Source organism: Roseinatronobacter sp. (assembly GCF_051859525.1).
Lineage (GTDB): Bacteria > Pseudomonadota > Alphaproteobacteria > Rhodobacterales > Rhodobacteraceae > Roseinatronobacter.
The window spans coordinates 1-18,914 of the sequence record NZ_JBHYFM010000036.1; the positions used below are offsets into that span (position 1 = coordinate 1).

Genomic DNA, 18,914 nt, shown 5'->3' on the forward strand with positions numbered 1-18,914 from the left:
CCAAGCGCGCTCGAAATGGTCGCAGAGCCTCGCCCCGAGCAGGCGGGCCTCGCGCGGTGACGAGGTTTTCAGGCTCACGGCAAGATGACCCTGTGCTTGGGCTCGGCTTACTTTCTCTTCAGAAAGCGTTGAGTTTTGGTGACTTTGTGACCGGGTCACGAAGAGGGCGGGATAGCGGCGTCGAAACCACCAGACCCTGCCGCGCTTTGAGAGATAGGCGATACGCCCCATGCTCTGGCTCCGAGTCTTTGTGCGCAGAAAAATCCGCGACATTGGGCACAGAGGGCAAACAGGCGGGAACGGCTTGCGGAAAAATCCGTAAGCCATTGTATTCTATAGGTTTTAGAGGGTTTTGGCTCCGGCGGTAGGGATCGAACCTACGACCAATTGATTAACAGTCAACTGCTCTACCGCTGAGCTACGCCGGAACACAATGCCCCTATAGCAACCGTTTTCAGGCACGTCCAGACCAAAACACACAATTTTATCACCGGCGTTGTGCACGCATGTATCGGGCGTTTGGCATAGGGGCGGGTGATGCGCTGACCTGGCCGTTTTCCCACAGATGAATCAGATGCGCATGAACATTTCGGGCGGCGGCGGCATGCAGATGGGCGGGGATATCTGCGTAGATGCGTGCCACGAGTTGCGGTATTTCGCGCGCGCCTTTATCCAGCTCTGCGATGATCTCTGCCTCCCGCCGGTGCCGGTGCTTGCGCAGGGTTTCAAGCCGTGCCTTGGGCTGGTCGATCGGGGCACCATGGCCCGGATAAAGCCGCCTTGCGTTCAGGGCCTCTAATTTGTCGAGGGACTGCATATAGGCGCCCAGATCGCCATCCGGGGGTGATACAAGGGAGGTTGTCCAGCCAAGCACATGATCCCCGCTGAACACTGCGCCGCGCCATTCAAAGCACATGTGATTTGCCATATGGCCCGGCGTCCATATGGCGCGCAACCGTTCCGCGCCGACCGCAATCGCCTGGTTGTCTTGCAGCAGTTCATCCGGACGGAAGCCTGTATCCACACCTTCGCCCCCGCCTGCCATGTTCTGTGCCGCCAGACGCGACATGATAGGGGACCGACCGGCCAGACTGTCGCCATAGGCCATGATGCGTGCGCCAGTCCTGTGCGCAAGGGGCCGCGCCAGCGGGGAATGGTCCAGATGGCTGTGGGTGACCAGAATGCACGTAACATGTTCGCCCGGGTCAAGTGCGGCCATGATCGCATGCAGATGAACGTCATCCTGCGGGCCGGGGTCAATGATGCAGACAGTGCCGCGCCCGACAATATATGTGTTTGTCCCGTCGCCGGTCATGGGGGACGGGTTATGCGCGCGCAGCATCCGCAGGTCGGGTTCGGGGCAGCTATGTGTCATGGGCCGGATTTATGAACAGTGGTGGTCAAAGGTCAATAATGACCTTAGTTTCGGGATCAGGCGCATAGGCGGGTTTTCCGGAAGCGTCTGGCTTGTTCGGAAGGGTGCCGGTCATGTGGAGCAGCTTCGTAAAACGGTTCTTGCCGCGCAGCTTTTACGGGCGCGCTGTGTTGATCCTGATTGTGCCGATCATCGTGATCCAGATTGTGTTGTCCATTGTGTTCGTGCAGCGGCATTATGAACGTGTCACGGCGCAAATGACGGAAAACACCCTGCGCGATATCCGGTTCCTGACGGACCAGCTGGAAGGCAGTCCGGACGCCGCGCCTGTTTTGCAAGATCTGGCAGAGCTTGCGGATGCCATGCAAATCGACATATCTGTTCTGCCCCTGCCAGTTGTGCCGCCCTTCGGGGATACGCGTGAATGGACCGATCTGGCCGGACGAGAGATCATTCGCGTGCTAAGTGAAAACCTGCCCGCCTATCGCAATGTCGATCTGGTTTCGGATTCCAATACTGTCTTTTTGTTCATGGACAGTCGTCATGGTGTGTTGGAGGTGATAATCCCCCGCCGTCTTGTCACAACATCAAACCCGCATCAGTTGCTGGTGATCGTGTTTCTGGCATCCGTGGTCATGGCGCTGATCGCGTTTCAGTTCCTGCGTCTGCAGGTGCGGCCCATCCGCAGGCTTGGTCAGGCCGCCGAGGCCTATGGGCGCGGGCGCACTGTGCCTTTCCGCGCTGCCGGGGCCAGGGAAATCCGTGCTGCAAGTCTGGCCTTCATCGATATGCGCAACCGGATTGACCGCCAGAACACGCAACGCAAACTTATGTTGTCCGGTGTCAGTCACGATATGCGCACCCCCCTGACACGCATGCGGCTGATCCTGTCGATGATGGACGAGTCAGAGGATAAAGCCGCGCTTTCCGCAGAAGTTGCCGATCTGGAAAGCCTGTTGAACGGGTTTCTGGAATATTCGCGCGGTGTCACCCCTGACGAGGTCAAATGCAGCGTTGATCCCGTTGGTCTGGTGGCCGATTTGCTGGAAAAATATGCGGCAACAGGACATCAGATCGGTTTTTCTGACGGCGGGCAGGCGGTGCCTTCCCTGCCTTTGCATAAAGGGTTGGTTGAGCGCGCGCTGGACAATCTGCTGTCGAATGCATTGCGTCATGCCAGCGATGTGCATGTCGGTCTTTCAATATCGGACGGGGCGTGGCTTGACATATCAGTCGAAGATAATGGCCCCGGCATAGCCGAGATCGACCGCCCCCGCGCGACCGAGCCGTTTGTAAGGCTGGATGATGCACGCAACCGGGATCAGGGCGGGGGCGTGGGCCTTGGTCTGGCAATTGTGACGGAAGCCATGCGCGCCCATGAAGGCAGGTTGCTTCTGGATGCCAGCCCGCGTCTGGGCGGGCTGCGTGCCGTTATGCGCGTGCCGCTGGTGCCATCCTCATAGGGTGTAGATTGCGCTGAACTTGTCCTCCAGATATTGCAGGAACGGGCCGGCATCCGGTGCGCTGCCACAGGCATGGGTTATTGTCTCGACCGGCGGGCGCAGGGCGCCGTATTGCTGCACGCGCGTGCGCAGCCATTCCGTTGCAGGCCCGGCATTGCCGGTGGACAGGTGGTCTTGCAGGTCGGGAATGTCGCCTTGCATGGCCTTGAACAGGCAACCGGCATAGATATTGCCCAAGGCATAGGTCGGGAAATACCCGAACAGGCCAACGGCCCAATGCACATCTTGCAACACGCCATGTGACGGGCGGTCCACCGCATAGCCGAAATCTGCTGCAAACCGCGCGTTCCACGCCTCTTGCAGGTCGGCGGCGTCCAGTTGTCCGCGGATCAGTGCGCGTTCCAGATCAAAGCGCAGCATGATGTGCAGGTTATATTGCACTTCATCCGCTTCGGTGCGGATAAAGCCCGTATTCACGCGGTTTACAGCGGCATAAAACGCATCTGCATCGGCCACGGACAGCGTGCCGAATTCCTGCTGCATTGCCGCAAACAGCCAACCCGTAAAAGCGCGTGACCGGCCAAGCTGGTTTTCATAGATCCGGCTTTGGCTTTCATGCACGCCCATGGACACGCCCTGCCCGATGGGGCTTAGGGCATAGGCGTGGTCCACGCCCTGTTCATAGGCAGCGTGCCCCACCTCGTGCAGTGTGGAATACAGGCAGTTGAACGGGTCATCCACGGCCACGCGGGTGGTGATGCGCACATCGTCCCCCGATCCCGAGGAGAAGGGATGCACCGCCAGATCAATACGCCCGCGTGTGAAATCATAGCCGAAATGTTCCGCGATGCGCCGCGACAGTCGCAGTTGCGCATCCTGGGGGAAATGGCCGGTCAGGGCGGGGGGTGTGTTCGCGCCAAGGATTGCGTCGCGCAGGGCCACCAGACGCGGGCGCATGTCGTTGAAAATTGTGGCCACCGCATCGGAACTGGTGCCCGGCTCATAATCTTCCATCAGCGCATCATAGGGGTCGCCACCATCCGCGATGGCGTGCGCTTCCTCGCGGCGCAGTGCGACCATCTGGTTCAGCCATGGCAGGAAGCTGGCGACATCCTCGTTATGGCGTGCGGCTTCCCATGCATCCTGTGCCAGCGGGGTAATACGCGCCAGTTCAGAGGCCAGCCGCGCAGGCACTTTGGCATTGCGCGCATAAGCGCGGCGCAATTCGCGCAGGCAGGCTGCGCCCATGTCGTCGGGCGGCTGGGCCGCGTCCAGCCATTCGCCAAGGCGCGGGTCGGTGCGCCGTGCGTGCAGCACATCTTCCAGCGCGGCCATTTCTTCTGACCGTTGCATATTGGCGCCGCGCGGCATGACAGTTTGCTGGTCCCAGCCCAGACGGCCCGCAACCTGAGCAAGTGCCTCGGTCGTGCGGGCATGGGCCATGGCTTTATCATATGCGGTCATGTGGTGGCCCCTTTGGTGTTGCGCAGACTGTCAAAGCGCGGAAATTGTGCCAGATGGCGCGCACGGATAATCAGCACCCATAGCAGCACGGCGGTGGCCTGATGGGCAATGCCCAACTGCCAAGGTGCGCCATGCAGGACAGTGAAAATGCCCAGAACAATCTGGCCCAGCATCACTACAAACATCGCGTTGAACGCGGCACGCGTGGCCGCATGCGTTGATTTGCGCCCGCGCAGCCAGACCACAACCGCGAAAGCGGCCAGAAAATAGCCCGCCATACGGTGGATGAACTGTGTCGTTGCAGGGTTCTCGAAGAAATTGACCCATAGGGGCTGCATGGCCAGCAGTTCGGGGGGAATGAACACACCATTCATCAAGGGCCAGTCGGTATATCCGCGCCCTGCATCAATACCCGCGACCAGCGCACCCAGCAGGATCTGCAGGAACGCAAAATGCATCAATCCGGTGGACATGGAAAACAGTTTCGCCTCGCGCGACCGGCGTGCTGTCATCAACTCGGCTTCGGGACGGTTCAGCAAGAAGGTATACCACGCGATCAGCCCGAGAATGACAAAGGCAAGCCCCAGATGCGTGGCCAACCTGTAGGACGCCACCGCAACCATGCCTTCTGTCAGGCCCGATGCCACCATCCACCAGCCGATCGCGCCCTGCACCCCGCCCAGCGCCCCAAGCGTAAGCAGGCGCGGCGTCCAGCCTGCGGGTATTCGCCCTGTCAGCCAGAAAAACAAGAAGCCCACACCCCAGACCAGCCCGATCACACGGCCCAGCTGCCGGTGCCCCCATTCCCACCAGTAGATGATCTTGAATTCATCCAGTGTCATGCCGCGATTGACCAGTTGATACTGGTCAATCTGGCGGTATTTGTCGAATTCCTGCGCCCACATTTCCGCATTCAGTGGCGGTATGGCACCCGTAACAGGGCGCCATTCGGTGATGGACAAACCGCTGTCTGTCAGCCGTGTCATCCCGCCCACGACGATCATGACGCAGACCAGCGCGAACAGGGACATCAACCACAGACGAATGGCCCCCCGCGCGCCCTTGCGAGTGCGATCTATGACCCCGCCTTGGGGTGTGGTTGACGGCCGCGCTGTGGCGACATCTTCGAATATGGGGCGTTTGCTGGCCATGTGGCCCTCCTGTGTGGTCGCGCTGCAAGCTAGTGTGTGGCTGATGCGGGATCAAGGGGCGAGGGATGCGGTCTAAGCACTCAGCATGGTGCGGGACGGGTATATCAGGGGCAGGTTGCGGAAGATTGGCCTGAAGCGGCCCTTCGCACTAGGATAAAGCCCGCGCTATCGGTGGGCCGGGGTCTGCCGATCCGGCGTCAGAGCAATGCACTTTATCCCTGCTGCATACCCTCGCCTGACAAGGCTTGGCGTGTCGCTGGCCAAATCGGCAGGCCGCGGGACGGCCCGCCGATAGTGCGGCGGCCTGCGGCCTTGATTCCGCACCTTGGGTGTCAGCTTCAACCCAAAAGTGCCCTCACTGCCCGCCATGCTTGCGCGCCAGTTGGCGCAACATGCCATGCAGGGTTTGCACATCCGCGCGTGTCAGGGCCAGCCGCGCCCACATGTTGCGCAAATTCAGGCGCATGTTCTGTGCCTTTTCAGGCGGGGCAAAGAAACCTGCATGCTCCAGCCGGTCCTCGAAGTGATCGCCCAGCTTCTCGCGCTCGATCGCGGTGGCAAAATCGGTGCCGGCCATGGCCAGCACTTCGGGGGGCGTGTCCGCGCCAAGGCGGGCGAATTCATAGGCCACCAGCAACACGCATTGCGCTAGGTTCAGCGAATAGAAGGCGGGGTTGACCGGCACCGTGATAATGGCATTGGCGCGCGCCACATCGTGGTTTTCCAGCCCCGCACGTTCCGGCCCGAACAACACGGCGACACGCTTGCCTTGCGCCACCATGGCGCGGGCCTGTTTCATGGCGTGTTCGGGCGTCAGCACGGGTTTTGTCAGCCCGCGCCCGCGCGCGGTGGTGGCAAAAACATAGTCACAATCGCCAATCGCGGCGGGCAGGTCGTCAAATGCACCCGCGCGGTCCAGCACAGGGGATGCACCGGATGCCATGGTCGTGGCCTTGGGGTTGGGCCAGCCATCGCGCGGGGCCACAACGCGCATACGCGCGCAGCCGAAATTCAGCATGGCCCGCGCGGCCGCGCCGATATTTTCACCCATTTGCGGGCGCACCAGCACCATAACGGGGGTGGGTGCGTCGAATAGCTGGTCATCAAGCGGGGTCATGGAACCTCTGGCGGGTGTGGGTGGTGCGCTGCCAATAGCGGGGCAGGGCGCATGCTTCAAGCTGCGCGTGCTTGTTTCCGCTCCGGCCACAGGGTAGAAGCACAACAGTTCAAGCGAAAGATGCCATCAGCATGCCCGATGACCAGCCCCAGATTTACCTGATCACGCCCCCCACCTTCGAGATTGAAACCTTCCCCCAGATTCTGGCGCGCGTTCTGGACAGCCACGCTGTGGCGTGTTTGCGGCTGGCACTGGCAAGCCGCGACGAGGATACGATCCTGCGCAGCGCGGATGCCATGCGCGAAATCGCCCATGCACGCGATATTCCCATCGTCATTGCCGATCATGTGCTGATGGTGGAACGCCTTGGGCTGGACGGGGTGCATTTGTCCGACACCACCAAACCCCTGCGCAAACTGCGCAAGGATATGGGCGCGGATGCGATTATCGGCAGCTTTTGTGGCACATCGCAGCATGACGGCATTAATGCGGGCGAAGCCGGGGCCGATTACATCAGCTTCGGGCCGGTGGGGCAGACCGCGCTGGGCGATGGACAGGTCGCGCCGCATGATCTGTTTGAATGGTGGTCTGCCATGATCGAATTGCCGGTCGTCGCCGAAGGGGCACTGACCCGCGATCTGGTTGCGGGCCTTGCGCCGGTTGCGGATTTCTTTGCGTTGGGCGACGAAATCTGGGCGCAGCCGGACCCTGTGGCCGCATTGATGGACCTGACCGAACCCTTGCGCTGATGCGCGGTTATGGGTCCGGTCCGGTTCGGGCGTCAAACCCCTGACGGATTGCGGTTTCTGCGGCCATGGCCAGATCCTTGCGGTCCGCGAAGGATGCGACCTGCAATTCGGGGTGGAATGTCAGGTTCACCCGTCCGCGCCGCGATTGCGCCAGAACCACCAGCAGATGCGCGCCGAAATCCATGCCACCCCACCACCCGTACAGGCGCGTGTCCTGACCTTTGGGCGCGAAGTATGACACGCTGACGGGTTGGACATGCAGCACATCGCGCAGCGCGGGCGTGAAGAAGGCGGCGAACAAGGTCGATTTGAAGGGCAGCACGCGCTGGCTGTCGGAACTGGTGCCTTCGGGAAAGAACAGCAGCCTGTGGCCCGCGCGCAAGCGTGCCTCGAACAGCAATTTATGCAGGGCGGACTCGCGCCTGTCGCGCCGGATGAAGACGGTGCCGGTTGCCCGCGCCAGCCAGCCGATACCCGGCCACGCGGCCACCTCGGCCTTGGAGACGAAGTAAACCCTGTCGGCGGCGTTCAGCACAAAGATATCCAGCCAAGATGCATGATTGGCCACGATCGCGCCGCGTTTTGTCATGGGGGTGCCGTGCACATGCAGGCGCAGCCCGATAATGACCAGCGCAAGGCGGCACACCGCTTGGGTCAGATATGGCGTGACTGGGCGGCGCAAGCCAAATAGCGGGCGTTCCACCAGCCGCAAAACCAGCATGACGGCCAGCCCCCCGAACAATAGCGGGGCCAGAAGGCACAGGCGCAGCGCTATTCTGGGCCAGCAGGCGGGTGTTATGGCGACTTTTGGCGGCGCTATATCCTCGCCCCATGTCATGGTGCCGGAACACCCTTTGGCGCAAGGCTGTGCGCCGCGCGCGTCATGGCGTTGGTGTCCAGTATCAGGCAAATATCGGTGGTGCGGAATTCGGGGTCGATAAATGCCCCGTCGCCCACAACCCCCCCGATGCGCAGATATGCCTTGATCAGGGAGGGCAGTTGCGCAACGGCGGCCTTGCGGTCCAGCCTGTCCGGCGCAAGCAGGTCCATGCGCTGGTAGTTTCTGGCCCGCACGCGCAGTTCGGGCGGGGCCAGATGCCGGTGATGCAGCAGGCTTAGCGGTTGTGCCAGCGCGTGGGGGTCGGTTCCGTGAAAACTGGCGGCCCCGAACAGAACGTCAATGCGGTGACGCGCAACATATTCCGCAAGGGCCTGCCACATCAGAAACATGGCCGGTCCGCCGCGATAGGCCTTGTCCACACAAGACCGGCCCAGTTCCAGCAGCTTGCGTCCTGTCGCGCGCAGGGGGTGCAGGTCGAATTCGTGGTCGCAGTAGAACCTGCCCGTCTGGTCCAGCCGGTCACACGGCAATAGCCGGTATGCCCCCACAACGTGCTGCCCGTCATCGGGGTTCAGGTCGGTATTGATCAGTAACAGATGGTCAAAATACGGGTCCAGTTCGTCGCGCTCCAGCTTCAGCGCGTGGTCGACCAATGGTCCTGTTCCGCCAAGTTCCTGAATAAACACGCGATATCGCAAGCGCTGTGCGGCCTGAATGTCGGCGGCATCGCGGGCCAGCCGCACTGTCAGTTTCGGTTGGTCGGTATTCATCCAGCCCTCTATCATCGGGTGTCTCCGGTGCCGGAACGATCTTGGCTTTACGCAGCGGGCGTCAATGTTGCAAGGCCGGATCGACGATAAAACGGACTTGTTCGCACGTCATGGTTGTGCGACACTGCATAGCTATAAATTATATACAATTTCGAGCGTAACCAACTTACCATTAATGACTTTTTTACCTTCATCTGGAAAATTGACAGTCACAATGTCGCCAATGCGCGACTGAACCTGCCCGATACCCCAATCCGGGAATTGGGGGTGGCGCACGAACATTCCTGGCTCTAGGATCGAATGACTCATTTGAATTATGACTATATTGAAGATTTGACGTTGGAAAGCCCTGATGGCGTCCTGAATCTTGCAGAATTACTGACGTCGCGAATTTGCCATGACTTGATAAGTCCCTTGGGTGCCATCGGAAACGGTGTGGAGTTGCTTGGCATGGCCGGTGCGGCGGATGGCCCCGAACTGGCGTTGATCAGCGAAAGCGTGGGCACGGCCAATGCCCGAATCCGCCTGTTTCGATGCGCCTTCGGGCCAGCGTCGCCGGGCCAGATGACAGCGCGTGCCGAAATCCTGTCATTGCTGGGTGACTATGGCAAGGTATCGCGCCACTGGACCGAATTTGAGATCGCGCAGGACCTGCCACGACAGGATGTCAAACTTCTGTTGTTGTTGCTGATGTGTCTGGAAACCGCGCTGCCATGGGGCGGGGCGGTGCATGTGACGGGCGACACAGCCGGATACAGGCTGATGGCAGAAGCGGACCGCATTCGATATGATCCCGAACAATGGGCCATTCTGGGCGGCTGCGCCATACCGGACGGGCAACGCCCTGTAACGGTTCATTTCATTCTGGGCGCGTTGGAAATGCGGCGGCAAGGGTGTCGGCTATCTGTCAAAATCACAGAACAAACGATCGAACTGTCCCTGACGCCAGACGGAAAATAGCGCGGCCGGAAATGCAGTTTGCGGGCCTTGCAATACCAATGTTTTTGATCGGTGGTTTCCCGCCGAAATCAAAACATGGTCGTGACAGGCCCCGAAAATATGTTAGCCTGTTATTCATAACTGGTCTTAAGGAGGCGATTGATATGAGAAAATTCCTGATGATGGCAGTGGTGGGTAGCGCGCTTGCGGTGTCCGGTTGCCAGATGACGCAAACCGAACGGTCTGTTGTGGGCGGTGTTGCCGGTGCGGCTGGTGGCCTTGCTGTTGCGAACCTGATGGGTGCGAACACCAACTGGACAATTCTGACGACAGTTGCAGGCGCGGCTGCGGGCACATTGCTTGCGCAGAATACGCGCACAGGTCAGTGTGCTTATGCCCGTGGTGACGGCACCTATTACGAGGCGCCTTGCCCCTGATTTCACCCGAAATCTGACACGGTGAATAAAACAGCCCCGGTCAAATTGGCCGGGGCTGTTTTCATATCATCCAGCGTGTATTGCGTTACGCCAGCGGCAGGCGTTGTTCGGCCAGCTCCACCCAGAAACTGCAACCGGCAGGAATGGCGTCATCGTTGAAATCATATTCGGGGTGGTGCACGCTGGCGGTGTCGCCATTGCCCACAAGAATATACGCACCGGGGCGTTCTTCCAGCATGAAGGCGAAATCTTCGCCGCCCATGACAAGCGGGGCGTCATCGCATGCGCCCGAAACGCTGCGCGCCGCCTGTGCGGCATATTCCGTTTCCGTGTCGGTATTCACCATCACCGGATATCCGCGCATATACTTGACCTGCGCTTTCGCGCCGAAGGCCTTGGCCGTGTGCTCGGCCATGGCTGTGATGCGGGCCTCGGCCAGTTCGCGCATGTCACTGCTTAGGGTGCGCACCGTGCCGCGCAAGGTCACATTCTGGGGAATCACATTGAACGCCTGTGACCCAGTCACGAAGGATGTGACCGACACAACGATTTCCTTGGTCGGGTCCGCATTGCGGCTGGCGATAGTTTGCATTGCGGTGACAAGATGCGCTGCAACCACGGTTGTATCAATGCATTCATGTGGTTTGGCAGCATGTCCGCCGCGCCCTTCGACAGCAATTTCAAACTGGTCTGTCGCCGCAAAGAAGGCACCGGGCCGGATGCTGAACTGCCCTGCGGGAACACCGGGCCAGTTATGCATGCCATACACTTCGTGAATGCCAAACCGCTCCATCAGCCCATCTTCGCACATGGCACGGCCCCCACCGCCCCCTTCTTCGGCAGGTTGGAAAATGACAACCACGGTCCCGTCGAAATTGCGCGTTTCTGTCAGGTATTTGGCGGCACCCAGCAGCATGGCCGTATGGCCGTCATGCCCGCAGGCGTGCATTTTGCCTGCTTCCTTGGATGCGTATTCAAGACCTGTCGCCTCGTGAATCGGCAAGGCGTCCATGTCGGCGCGTAGCCCCACGACACGGCCCGATCCGGCCTTGCGGCCGCGAATGACACCGACAACACCCGTGCCGCCGATCCCTTCGACCACCTCGTCACAGCCGAATTCACGCAGTTTTTGCGCGACTATTCCGGCAGTGCGATGGCAGTCATACAGAATTTCGGGATGGGCATGAAAATCCCTGCGCCATGCCGTGATTTCCGGCAGTAATTCGGCAAAACGGTTCTTGATCGGCATTGCAGCAAGCTCCTTGGATGTGATCGCGTTATGGCGATTTGCGGCACTGTGCCACAGTCTTGGCCCCGCTTCCAGCGCTCTGCCCGAAAGACTTGGGGTGATCACAATTCGCTTACAAAATCGTCGATCCGGTAGCCTTGCAAATACAACAGCGCAGTCAGATCGCCATGATTGATGCGCAAGTCACATTGCGCAGCCACCGCGGGTTTTGCATGCAACGCCACCCCTGCGCCTGCCCTGTCCAACATGCCCAGATCATTGGCCCCGTCGCCCACGGCAATCACATCACTGGCCTGAAGGCCCAGCCGCGCGGTAATCTCGTCAAGGGCTGCAACCTTGGCATCGCGGCCCAGAATCGGCTCGGCCACAGCCCCCGTCAGCTTGCCGCCCTCGGCCAGCAGCGTATTGGCGCGGTTTTCGTCAAATCCCAAGGCTTCGGCCACATGTGCGGTAAAGGCCGTGAACCCGCCCGACACCAGCACGGCATAGCCGCCGCGTGCCTTCATTGTGGCGATCAGTTCGCGTCCGCCGGGGGTGAAGGTGATGCGTTTCTCCAGAACCTTGGCAATGACGCTTGCATCCAGCCCCTTCAGCAGGGCGACACGTTCGCGCAGGGCATCCTCGAATTCCAGCTCGCCATTCATGGCGCGCGCGGTGATATCTGCGACATAGGCACCGACGCCAGCTTCGTCCGCCAATTCGTCAATGCATTCCTGTTCAATCATGGTGCTGTCCATGTCGGCAAGCAGCATGTGTTTCTGACGCCCCTTCGCGGGCTGGATTGCCAGATCAATGCCTTGCGCCTGAAAATCCTGCCAGACCTGCCATCGGTTCGCGGGGACCATCTCCATTGGGAATTCTGCGGCTATGCCGGGGTTCAGCCATTCGGCCACGCCCCCGCCCCATGCGTCACGCAAGGATTCGATAGCAGTGGCATCAAGCAGTGGTCGGGCGGGGTTGGTCAGCAGTGTGGCGACATACATGGGGCAAGTTTCCGATCGTGGACAAGCAGCGTCGTTTTTCTGTGTTCAAGCGGCGCTCTAGAACAATTTTGCCTCTTGTGCCAGTCCGGATTGGGCCGTAATGCCATTCGTGGGACACCCTTCCCCAACGAAGGGCATTATATCTGGAAGGATACCATGAGCATACCTGCACAACCGGCAACGCGCCCGGCAAATCCGCGCTTTTCGTCTGGCCCCTGTGCCAAAATCCCCACATTCGCACTGGAAAAGCTGGCTGACGCCCCCCTGGGCCGGTCGCATCGTGCCGCAGTGGGCAAATCCAAGCTGAAAGCGGCCATTGACGGTACGCGCGACATTCTTGGCATTCCCGCAGATTACCGCATCGGCATTGTACCTGCATCCGACACGGGTGCCGTTGAAATGGCCATGTGGTCCATGCTGGGCGCGCGGAAGGCCACGATGGTGGCATGGGAAAGTTTTGGTGCAGGCTGGGTCACGGATGTGGTCAAGCAGCTGAAAATCGATGCCGATGTGAAAACCGCCGAATATGGCCAGATCGTCGATATGGCCAGCATCGATTATGACACCGACGTGGTATTCACATGGAACGGCACAACATCTGGCGTGCGCGTGCCCAATGGCAATGCCATTCCCGACGACCGCAAGGGCCTGACCATTTGCGACGCGACATCGGCGGCGTTTGCGATGGACCTGCCATGGGACAAGCTGGATGTGGTGACCTTCAGCTGGCAAAAGGTGATGGGCGGTGAAGCGGCGCATGGCATGCTGGTGCTGTCCCCCCGCGCTGTGGAACGGCTGGAAAGCTACACCCCCGCATGGCCCCTGCCCAAGATTTTCCGCATGACCAAGGGCGGCAAGCTGATTGAAGGTATCTTCAAGGGTGAAACCATCAACACACCGTCCATGCTGGCGGTCGAGGATTACCTGCTTGCGCTGGATTGGGCGCAAGACATTGGCGGGTTGTCTGCACTGATCGCGCGCTGCGACGCGAATGCGCGCGTGATCGCGGATTTCTGCGCGGCCAATGACTGGATTGCCAATCTGGCCGAAGACCCTGCCACCGCATCCACGACATCGGTCTGTCTGAAATTCACTGATCCCGCAATTGCGGACGGCGCGAGTTTTGCCAAAGCCGTTGCCAAACGGCTGGAGGTCGAGGGCGTGGCGCTGGATATCGGTGCCTACCGCGATGCACCAGCGGGCCTGCGTATCTGGTGTGGTGCCACGGTTGAGAGAAGCGACCTTGAGGCGCTGATGCCATGGCTGGACTGGGCCTATCACAGTGAACGCGCCGCGTTGAGTGCGTCTGCATAAGTTTGACATTGTGGCGGGTGCGTCCCGCCGCACTTTCCCCGTAAATTCCATCATTCAAGGAGCCACGAACCATGGCACCCAAAGTTCTCGTATCCGACAAACTGTCTGAAACCGCTGTGCAGATTTTCCGTGACCGCGGTATTGATGTGACGTTTGACCCGTCCATCGGCAAGGACAAGGAAAAACTGCTGTCCGTCATTGGCGACTATGACGGGCTGGCCATCCGGTCCGCCACCAAAGTGACCGAAAAAATTCTGGAAGCTGCGCCCAACCTGAAGGTTGTTGGCCGTGCCGGTATCGGGGTCGACAATGTCGATATTCCCGCCGCGTCGAAAAAAGGCGTGATCGTGATGAACACGCCTTTCGGAAACTCCGTCACCACGGCAGAGCACGCGATCTCGCTTATGATGGCGGTTGCACGCCAGATCCCCGAAGCCAGCGCGTCCACCCATGCGGGAAAATGGGAAAAATCCCGTTTCATGGGCGTTGAACTGACGGGCAAGACGCTGGGCGTTATCGGTGCGGGCAATATTGGCGGTATCGTCTGTGACCGCGCGCTGGGCCTGCGCATGAAGGTTGTGGCCTATGACCCCTTTCTGAGCGAGGAACGCGCGACCAAGCTGGGCGTGACCAAGGTGGAACTGGATGAACTGCTGGCACGCGCCGATTTCATCACCCTGCATGTGCCGCTGACCGACAAGACCCGCAATATCCTGTCCGCCGAAAACCTTGCGAAAACCAAGAAGGGCGTGCGCATTGTGAACTGCGCCCGTGGCGGTCTGGTGGATGAAGCGGCCCTGGCTGACGCGCTGAAATCCGGCCATGTTGCCGGTGCGGGTTTTGATGTGTTCGAGGTGGAACCCGCAACCGACAGCCCGCTGTTCAACCTGCCCAATGTTGTTGTCACTCCCCATCTGGGGGCCAGCACCACCGAGGCACAGGAAAACGTGGCGCTGCAAGTGGCCGAGCAAATGGCGGATTATCTGCTGACAGGGGCCGTGCAGAACGCGCTGAACATGCCATCAGTCACGGCGGAAGAAGCGCGCGTCATGGGGCCATGGGTCAAACTGGCCAGCCATCTGGGCGCTTTTGCAGGCCAGATGACGGACGAGCCGATTCAGGCCATCAACATTCTATATGACGGGGCCGTGTCCGAAATGAACCTTGACGCGCTGGGCTGTGCAGCGATTGCAGGCATCATGAAGGCCACCAACCCCGATGTGAACATGGTGTCCGCGCCTGTTGTGGCCAAGGAACGCGGCGTCAAGATCTCGCGCACCACGCAAGCAAAATCGGGTGTGTTTGACGCGTATATCAAGCTGACAGTGGTGACCGAGGGGCGCGAGCGTTCCATCGCGGGCACAGTGTTTTCCGATGGCAAGCCGCGCTTCATCCAGATCAAGGGCATCACGATCGACGCCGAAGTGGGCGAGCATATGCTGTATACCACCAATGACGATGTGCCGGGCATTATCGGCGCGCTGGGCCAGACCATGGGCGAGAATGGCGTGAACATCGCCAACTTTACCCTTGGGCGTTCGGATGCGGGGCATGATGCGATTGCGCTGCTGTATCTGGATGCGCCTGCGCCCGATGCGGTGCTGAACAAATTGCGCGCAACCGGCCTGTTCCGTCAGGTGCGCCCGCTGGTCTTTGATGTGAGCTGAAGTAAATATCATCATCGCGGGGCTTGACCCGCGATGATTGCCCCTGTTCCTTGTCCGCGGACACGGACAGGGGTTTTTCGATGCGCAGCTATGCAATTGGCGACATTCATGGGCAGTTGGGATTGCTGCAACAGGCCCATGCGCTGATCGACAGGGATCGCAAGGTCTGCCGTGACGCTGATGCGCCGGTCGTTCATCTGGGCGATCTGGTGGACAGGGGGCCGGACAGCGCGGGCGTGATCCGCCTGCTGCGCGAAGGTGTCGGCGGGGGGGCGCCATGGGTGGTGCTGAAGGGCAACCATGACAGGCTTTTCGCCCGTTTTCTGACCGATGCGGGCTGGCGTGATCCCAATATCCGCGAGGGGCTGACCTATTTGCACCCGCTGATTGGCGGGGCGGAAACGCTTATGTCCTATGGGCTGTATCGCCCGACATCATTCCACATCAAGGCAGTCCGCACCAACGCGCTGGCACAGGTTCCGCCAGAAGATATTGCGTTTCTGGAGTCCCGCCCGCTGACATATCGCCATGGGGAAAGCCTGTTTGTGCACGCTGGCATTCGCCCCGGTGTGCCCCTGCCCCAACAGTCCGAGCAGGATTTGCTGTGGATTCGCGACCCGTTCCTGATGGACACCCGCGATCATGGCCCGCTGGTGGTGCATGGCCATACCGCGATTCCCCGCCCCTTGCATTACCGCAACAGGGTCAATCTGGACAGCCGCGCAGGCTATGGCGGGCCGTTAAGCGTGGCCGTTATTGAAGGTCGGCAGGTCAGCCTACTGACCGATTCCGGGCGCGTGCCTCTTTTGCCACTTTGAAAGCTATTTCTAAGACTTACGCTAAACGTAGTTAAAGAAGGGTTAATTTTTCATCGAATTGTAACCTATAGTTGTGCCAATCGCCGCGAATCGCCGTCGGCGTTAGTGCAATGGCTAAAATAGGGGACAATCCGAATGCTGCATAAATTTGATTTTTCACAGAATGCCACTGTTTCCGAGGGATATTTTTTCGACAGTTTATTAGGGCTTTATCTCGGCAGCGATGCGGCCGCGATTTTTGCGCATGGTAAAATTCAGACATTGCCTGAAGGCGGCGTGCTTGACGTTCATTCGGCCGACCAGCTGTGTGTTCTGCTTCAGGGCGTTCTGACGCATGATCAAGGCTGGCTTAGCCCCGGTTGCCATTTTCGCGGCCAGACACAGCAGATGACGGTCAAAGGTGCTCAGGCTGTGGTCTGGGTGCTGGATATGGCAGGTGCTGACTGGGCGCGGGCGGACAAGGCGGTTCTGCGCAGGGCGCTGGATGCAGCGCTTGTGGCCGCAGAAAGCGCGGTCGCAGCCTCGACACCGCCGCGCGGGCTGCCGGACCCCGAAACCCTGTGCGATGTTGACCATCCGGCAATTCGCAGGCGTGCCGCGCGTCTGTTGCGCACCACCGAAGAAGCGACTGCGCAAGCGGTGTTCGCGTTTGTGCAGGCCATGCCCTACCGTTTCGGGAACTGGCAGGAACGCGCATCGGATACATTGGCGCGCGGGTCGGGGATGTGCACCACCAAGGCGAATTTGCAGGTTGCGCTGATGCGCGCTTGCGGGCTGGATGCGGGTTTTGCCGAAGTGCCCATGGAAATGAGTGTTCTGGGCAAACTGATGCCAGATGCATGGTTGCCGCTGATGCGCCCGAAGGTGCGGCACTATTTCGGGGCCGTCAAACTGGGCGGGCGCTGGCATGCGGCTGATTCGTCCTATAACGACGACAGCATGCGGATCTATCTGGAACAGATACCGGGCTTTGACTACCTTTTGCCCGCGCGCATCAGCACCGGCACGCCCTACAGCCCCGCGCATTCGCATGACGGGCTGGATATGTTCGATATTGCGGTTGTCCCTCATTTGAATGAGGAGATGAGCAAGAAAAGCCGCTTTTCCCCCATGCAGTTCGAGGCATTGAACACACGGCTGGACCGCGCGCAGGGATGCTGGCAAAAATGGGTCTCCGCAGATCATCGCGATCTGCTTGCCGAGGAACAACAAGGCGGACGCGTTGCATGACATTGTTTGACTGGGATTTTTCAGCGCCCACACCCAGTGGGATGGGCGACCATGACGTGCCACCAGCGTCCACGCGGCTGGCGGGCAAGCGGGTCGCGTTGTTGGTCACTGGCGGAATCGCGGCCATGAAAACCCCCCAGATTGCGCGGGGTCTGCGCCGGCATGGCGCGGATGTGGTTGCCTTCGCCAGTGCGGATGCGTTGCGCTATGTCGCCCGCGAAGCGCTGGAATGGGCCTGTCTGGGGCAGGTGGTGGACGGGTTGACATGGCGGGCGGAACACTTGTCCGATGATGCGCCATTCGATGCCTATCTGGTGGCCCCCGCCACGCATAACACCATTGCGAAAATGGCTGCAGGCATCGGCGATACGCTGGTCACATCGGCGCTGATTTCCGCGCTGGGCCGGATGGAACAGGGGCGCACGCGCATTCTGGTCGCGCCCACGATGCACGGGTCCATGCATAACAGCCAGCTTGTGGAAAATTCCCGCAAACTGGCCGCACAGGGCGTGCAGTTCATTGCCCCGCGCAATGCATATGGCAAGCATAACCTGCCCGATACGGCGGTGATATGCACCGCAGTGGGGCGCGCGCTGTCAAGATCGGCGCTGCGCGGCAAGCGTATCATGGTGACAGCGGGGCCAACGCCTGTGCCCATCGACGGGGTGCGCCGGATCGTCAACCGCTTCCGTGGCCGTCTGGGGGCCGATATCGCCGAGGAGCTGACATGGCGCGGCGCTGATGCGGAATTGCTGCTGGGCGACGGGGCATGGCGGCCATCGGCACCGATGAGGCTGACAATCGCGCGCACCTATGATGACTATCGCGATATGGTTCTGGACCGTGTCGGGCAGGGGCTGTTCGCAGGGGTGTTTTCTGCAGGGGTTGCCGATTACCGGCCCAAACAGGTGGTTGACGGCAAGATCGTTTCAGGCGCGGATGAATACCCGCTGATGCTGGCACCCACCGAGAAGGTGATTGATCTGGCGATGGCCGCAGGCCCGCAGATGCACACAGTGGCGTTCAAATATTTGGAAAAAGTCACCGAGGAGGAGCTGATCCGCGTCGCGTCAAAACGGCTGGACCGTGCGGGCCTTGTCGTTGCCACCCGTGGCGAGGATACGCGCGGGCGTGACCAGCGTGCCCTGATGGTGCGCAAGGACGGTGTGTCACCAGTGGACGGCAAGGCACGGATTGCAACCGCGATTGCCGACTACCTTGAAGGGCTGGCCGGCTCCCCACCCCAACAGATGGCGGCCGAATAGCAGCGCGCAACGCGGGTCGGCTGTTGGTCTGAAGCTGCCACACAAGGTGCGGGACAAGGCCGCAGGCCGCCGTGCTATCGGC

19 protein-coding genes and 1 tRNA gene are annotated in these 18,914 nt (G+C 60.2%); 9 read left to right on the forward strand and 11 right to left on the reverse strand.

Annotated elements, in window-relative coordinates:
- The 3 genes from ACTIE1_RS16070 to ACTIE1_RS16080 all read right to left on the reverse strand — a co-directional run.
- Positions 1–231, reverse strand: a 231-nt coding sequence (locus ACTIE1_RS16070; protein ID WP_439563487.1) for a DUF6538 domain-containing protein, incomplete at its 3' end; no start/stop codon positions are given.
- Between the two features lie 122 nt (positions 232–353).
- Positions 354–428, reverse strand: a tRNA-Asn gene (locus ACTIE1_RS16075).
- 59 nt (positions 429–487) lie between these two features.
- Positions 488–1,375, reverse strand: a complete 888-nt coding sequence (locus ACTIE1_RS16080) for an MBL fold metallo-hydrolase (protein WP_439561946.1) — start codon at positions 1,373–1,375, stop codon at positions 488–490.
- A 113-nt stretch (positions 1,376–1,488) separates the two neighbouring features.
- On the opposite strand from ACTIE1_RS16080, the gene ACTIE1_RS16085 reads away from it, so the two are divergent.
- Positions 1,489–2,838, forward strand: coding sequence for an ATP-binding protein (locus ACTIE1_RS16085; RefSeq protein ID WP_439561947.1), 1,350 nt, complete (start codon positions 1,489–1,491; stop codon positions 2,836–2,838).
- On the opposite strand, the gene ACTIE1_RS16090 is transcribed toward ACTIE1_RS16085, so the two are convergent.
- The 3 genes from ACTIE1_RS16090 to ACTIE1_RS16100 all read right to left on the reverse strand — a co-directional run bounded on the left by ACTIE1_RS16090 (position 2,833) and on the right by ACTIE1_RS16100 (position 6,570).
- Positions 2,833–4,302, reverse strand: coding sequence for a carboxypeptidase M32 (locus tag ACTIE1_RS16090; protein WP_439563488.1), 1,470 nt, complete (start codon positions 4,300–4,302; stop codon positions 2,833–2,835). The two genes, ACTIE1_RS16085 and ACTIE1_RS16090, sit on opposite strands and share 6 nt — an antisense overlap.
- Positions 4,299–5,453 (reverse strand): heme A synthase, encoded by a 1,155-nt coding sequence (ctaA, locus tag ACTIE1_RS16095; protein WP_439561949.1) that lies wholly within the window; start codon positions 5,451–5,453, stop codon positions 4,299–4,301. Before ctaA ends, ACTIE1_RS16090 begins: the two co-directional genes overlap by 4 nt.
- A gap of 355 nt (positions 5,454–5,808) precedes the next feature.
- Positions 5,809–6,570 carry an RNA methyltransferase gene (locus ACTIE1_RS16100; RefSeq protein WP_439561950.1) on the reverse strand — a complete coding sequence of 254 codons (762 nt, stop codon included), beginning with the start codon at positions 6,568–6,570 and terminating at the stop codon, positions 5,809–5,811.
- A 131-nt stretch (positions 6,571–6,701) separates the two neighbouring features.
- Between ACTIE1_RS16100 and ACTIE1_RS16105 the strand changes: the two genes are divergently transcribed.
- Complete coding sequence (locus ACTIE1_RS16105) at positions 6,702–7,319, forward strand: thiamine phosphate synthase (RefSeq protein ID WP_439561951.1); 618 nt, start codon at positions 6,702–6,704, stop codon at positions 7,317–7,319.
- Between the two features lie 7 nt (positions 7,320–7,326).
- Here the strand turns inward: ACTIE1_RS16105 and ACTIE1_RS16110 are convergent, their stop codons facing one another.
- The 3 genes from ACTIE1_RS16110 to ACTIE1_RS16120 form a co-directional block, all read right to left on the reverse strand.
- Positions 7,327–8,157, reverse strand: coding sequence for a lysophospholipid acyltransferase family protein (locus ACTIE1_RS16110; protein WP_439561952.1), 831 nt, complete (start codon positions 8,155–8,157; stop codon positions 7,327–7,329).
- The gene (locus ACTIE1_RS16115; RefSeq protein ID WP_439561953.1) at positions 8,154–8,930 is read right to left on the reverse strand and encodes a GNAT family N-acetyltransferase; all 777 of its coding nucleotides are present in this window, start codon (positions 8,928–8,930) and stop codon (positions 8,154–8,156) included. Before ACTIE1_RS16115 ends, ACTIE1_RS16110 begins: the two co-directional genes overlap by 4 nt.
- A 132-nt stretch (positions 8,931–9,062) precedes the next feature.
- Positions 9,063–9,239, reverse strand: a complete 177-nt coding sequence (locus ACTIE1_RS16120) for a DUF3553 domain-containing protein (protein ID WP_439561954.1) — start codon at positions 9,237–9,239, stop codon at positions 9,063–9,065.
- Between ACTIE1_RS16120 and ACTIE1_RS16125 the strand changes: the two genes are divergently transcribed.
- Complete coding sequence (locus tag ACTIE1_RS16125; RefSeq protein WP_439561955.1) at positions 9,231–9,890, forward strand: histidine phosphotransferase family protein; 660 nt, start codon at positions 9,231–9,233, stop codon at positions 9,888–9,890. The genes ACTIE1_RS16120 and ACTIE1_RS16125 overlap by 9 nt on opposite strands.
- A gap of 143 nt (positions 9,891–10,033) precedes the next feature.
- Positions 10,034–10,306, forward strand: a complete 273-nt coding sequence (locus tag ACTIE1_RS16130) for a glycine zipper 2TM domain-containing protein (protein WP_439561956.1) — start codon at positions 10,034–10,036, stop codon at positions 10,304–10,306.
- 85 nt (positions 10,307–10,391) lie between these two features.
- Here ACTIE1_RS16130 and ACTIE1_RS16135 read toward each other — a convergent pair whose 3' ends face one another.
- Both ACTIE1_RS16135 and serB read right to left on the reverse strand, forming a co-directional pair.
- Positions 10,392–11,555, reverse strand: a complete 1,164-nt coding sequence (locus tag ACTIE1_RS16135; RefSeq protein ID WP_439561957.1) for a M20 aminoacylase family protein — start codon at positions 11,553–11,555, stop codon at positions 10,392–10,394.
- Positions 11,556–11,656: 101 nt separating this feature from the next.
- The gene (gene serB / locus ACTIE1_RS16140; RefSeq protein WP_439561958.1) at positions 11,657–12,538 is read right to left on the reverse strand and encodes a phosphoserine phosphatase SerB; all 882 of its coding nucleotides are present in this window, start codon (positions 12,536–12,538) and stop codon (positions 11,657–11,659) included.
- A gap of 156 nt (positions 12,539–12,694) precedes the next feature.
- On the opposite strand from serB, the gene ACTIE1_RS16145 reads away from it, so the two are divergent.
- The 5 genes from ACTIE1_RS16145 (at position 12,695) to ACTIE1_RS16165 (ending at position 18,832) form a co-directional block, all read left to right on the forward strand.
- A complete protein-coding gene (locus tag ACTIE1_RS16145; RefSeq protein ID WP_439561959.1) occupies positions 12,695–13,852 on the forward strand; it encodes a phosphoserine transaminase in 1,158 nt (385 codons plus the stop codon).
- 71 nt (positions 13,853–13,923) lie between these two features.
- Positions 13,924–15,519, forward strand: coding sequence for a phosphoglycerate dehydrogenase (gene serA, locus ACTIE1_RS16150; protein WP_439561960.1), 1,596 nt, complete (start codon positions 13,924–13,926; stop codon positions 15,517–15,519).
- Between the two features lie 80 nt (positions 15,520–15,599).
- A complete protein-coding gene (locus ACTIE1_RS16155) occupies positions 15,600–16,337 on the forward strand; it encodes a metallophosphoesterase (protein ID WP_439561961.1) in 738 nt (245 codons plus the stop codon).
- A gap of 276 nt (positions 16,338–16,613) precedes the next feature.
- Positions 16,614–17,567 carry a transglutaminase domain-containing protein gene (locus tag ACTIE1_RS16160; RefSeq protein ID WP_439561962.1) on the forward strand — a complete coding sequence of 318 codons (954 nt, stop codon included), beginning with the start codon at positions 16,614–16,616 and terminating at the stop codon, positions 17,565–17,567.
- The gene (locus ACTIE1_RS16165; protein WP_439561963.1) at positions 17,564–18,832 is read left to right on the forward strand and encodes a phosphopantothenoylcysteine decarboxylase domain-containing protein; all 1,269 of its coding nucleotides are present in this window, start codon (positions 17,564–17,566) and stop codon (positions 18,830–18,832) included. Before ACTIE1_RS16160 ends, ACTIE1_RS16165 begins: the two co-directional genes overlap by 4 nt.
- Positions 18,833–18,914: the final 82 nt, after the last annotated feature.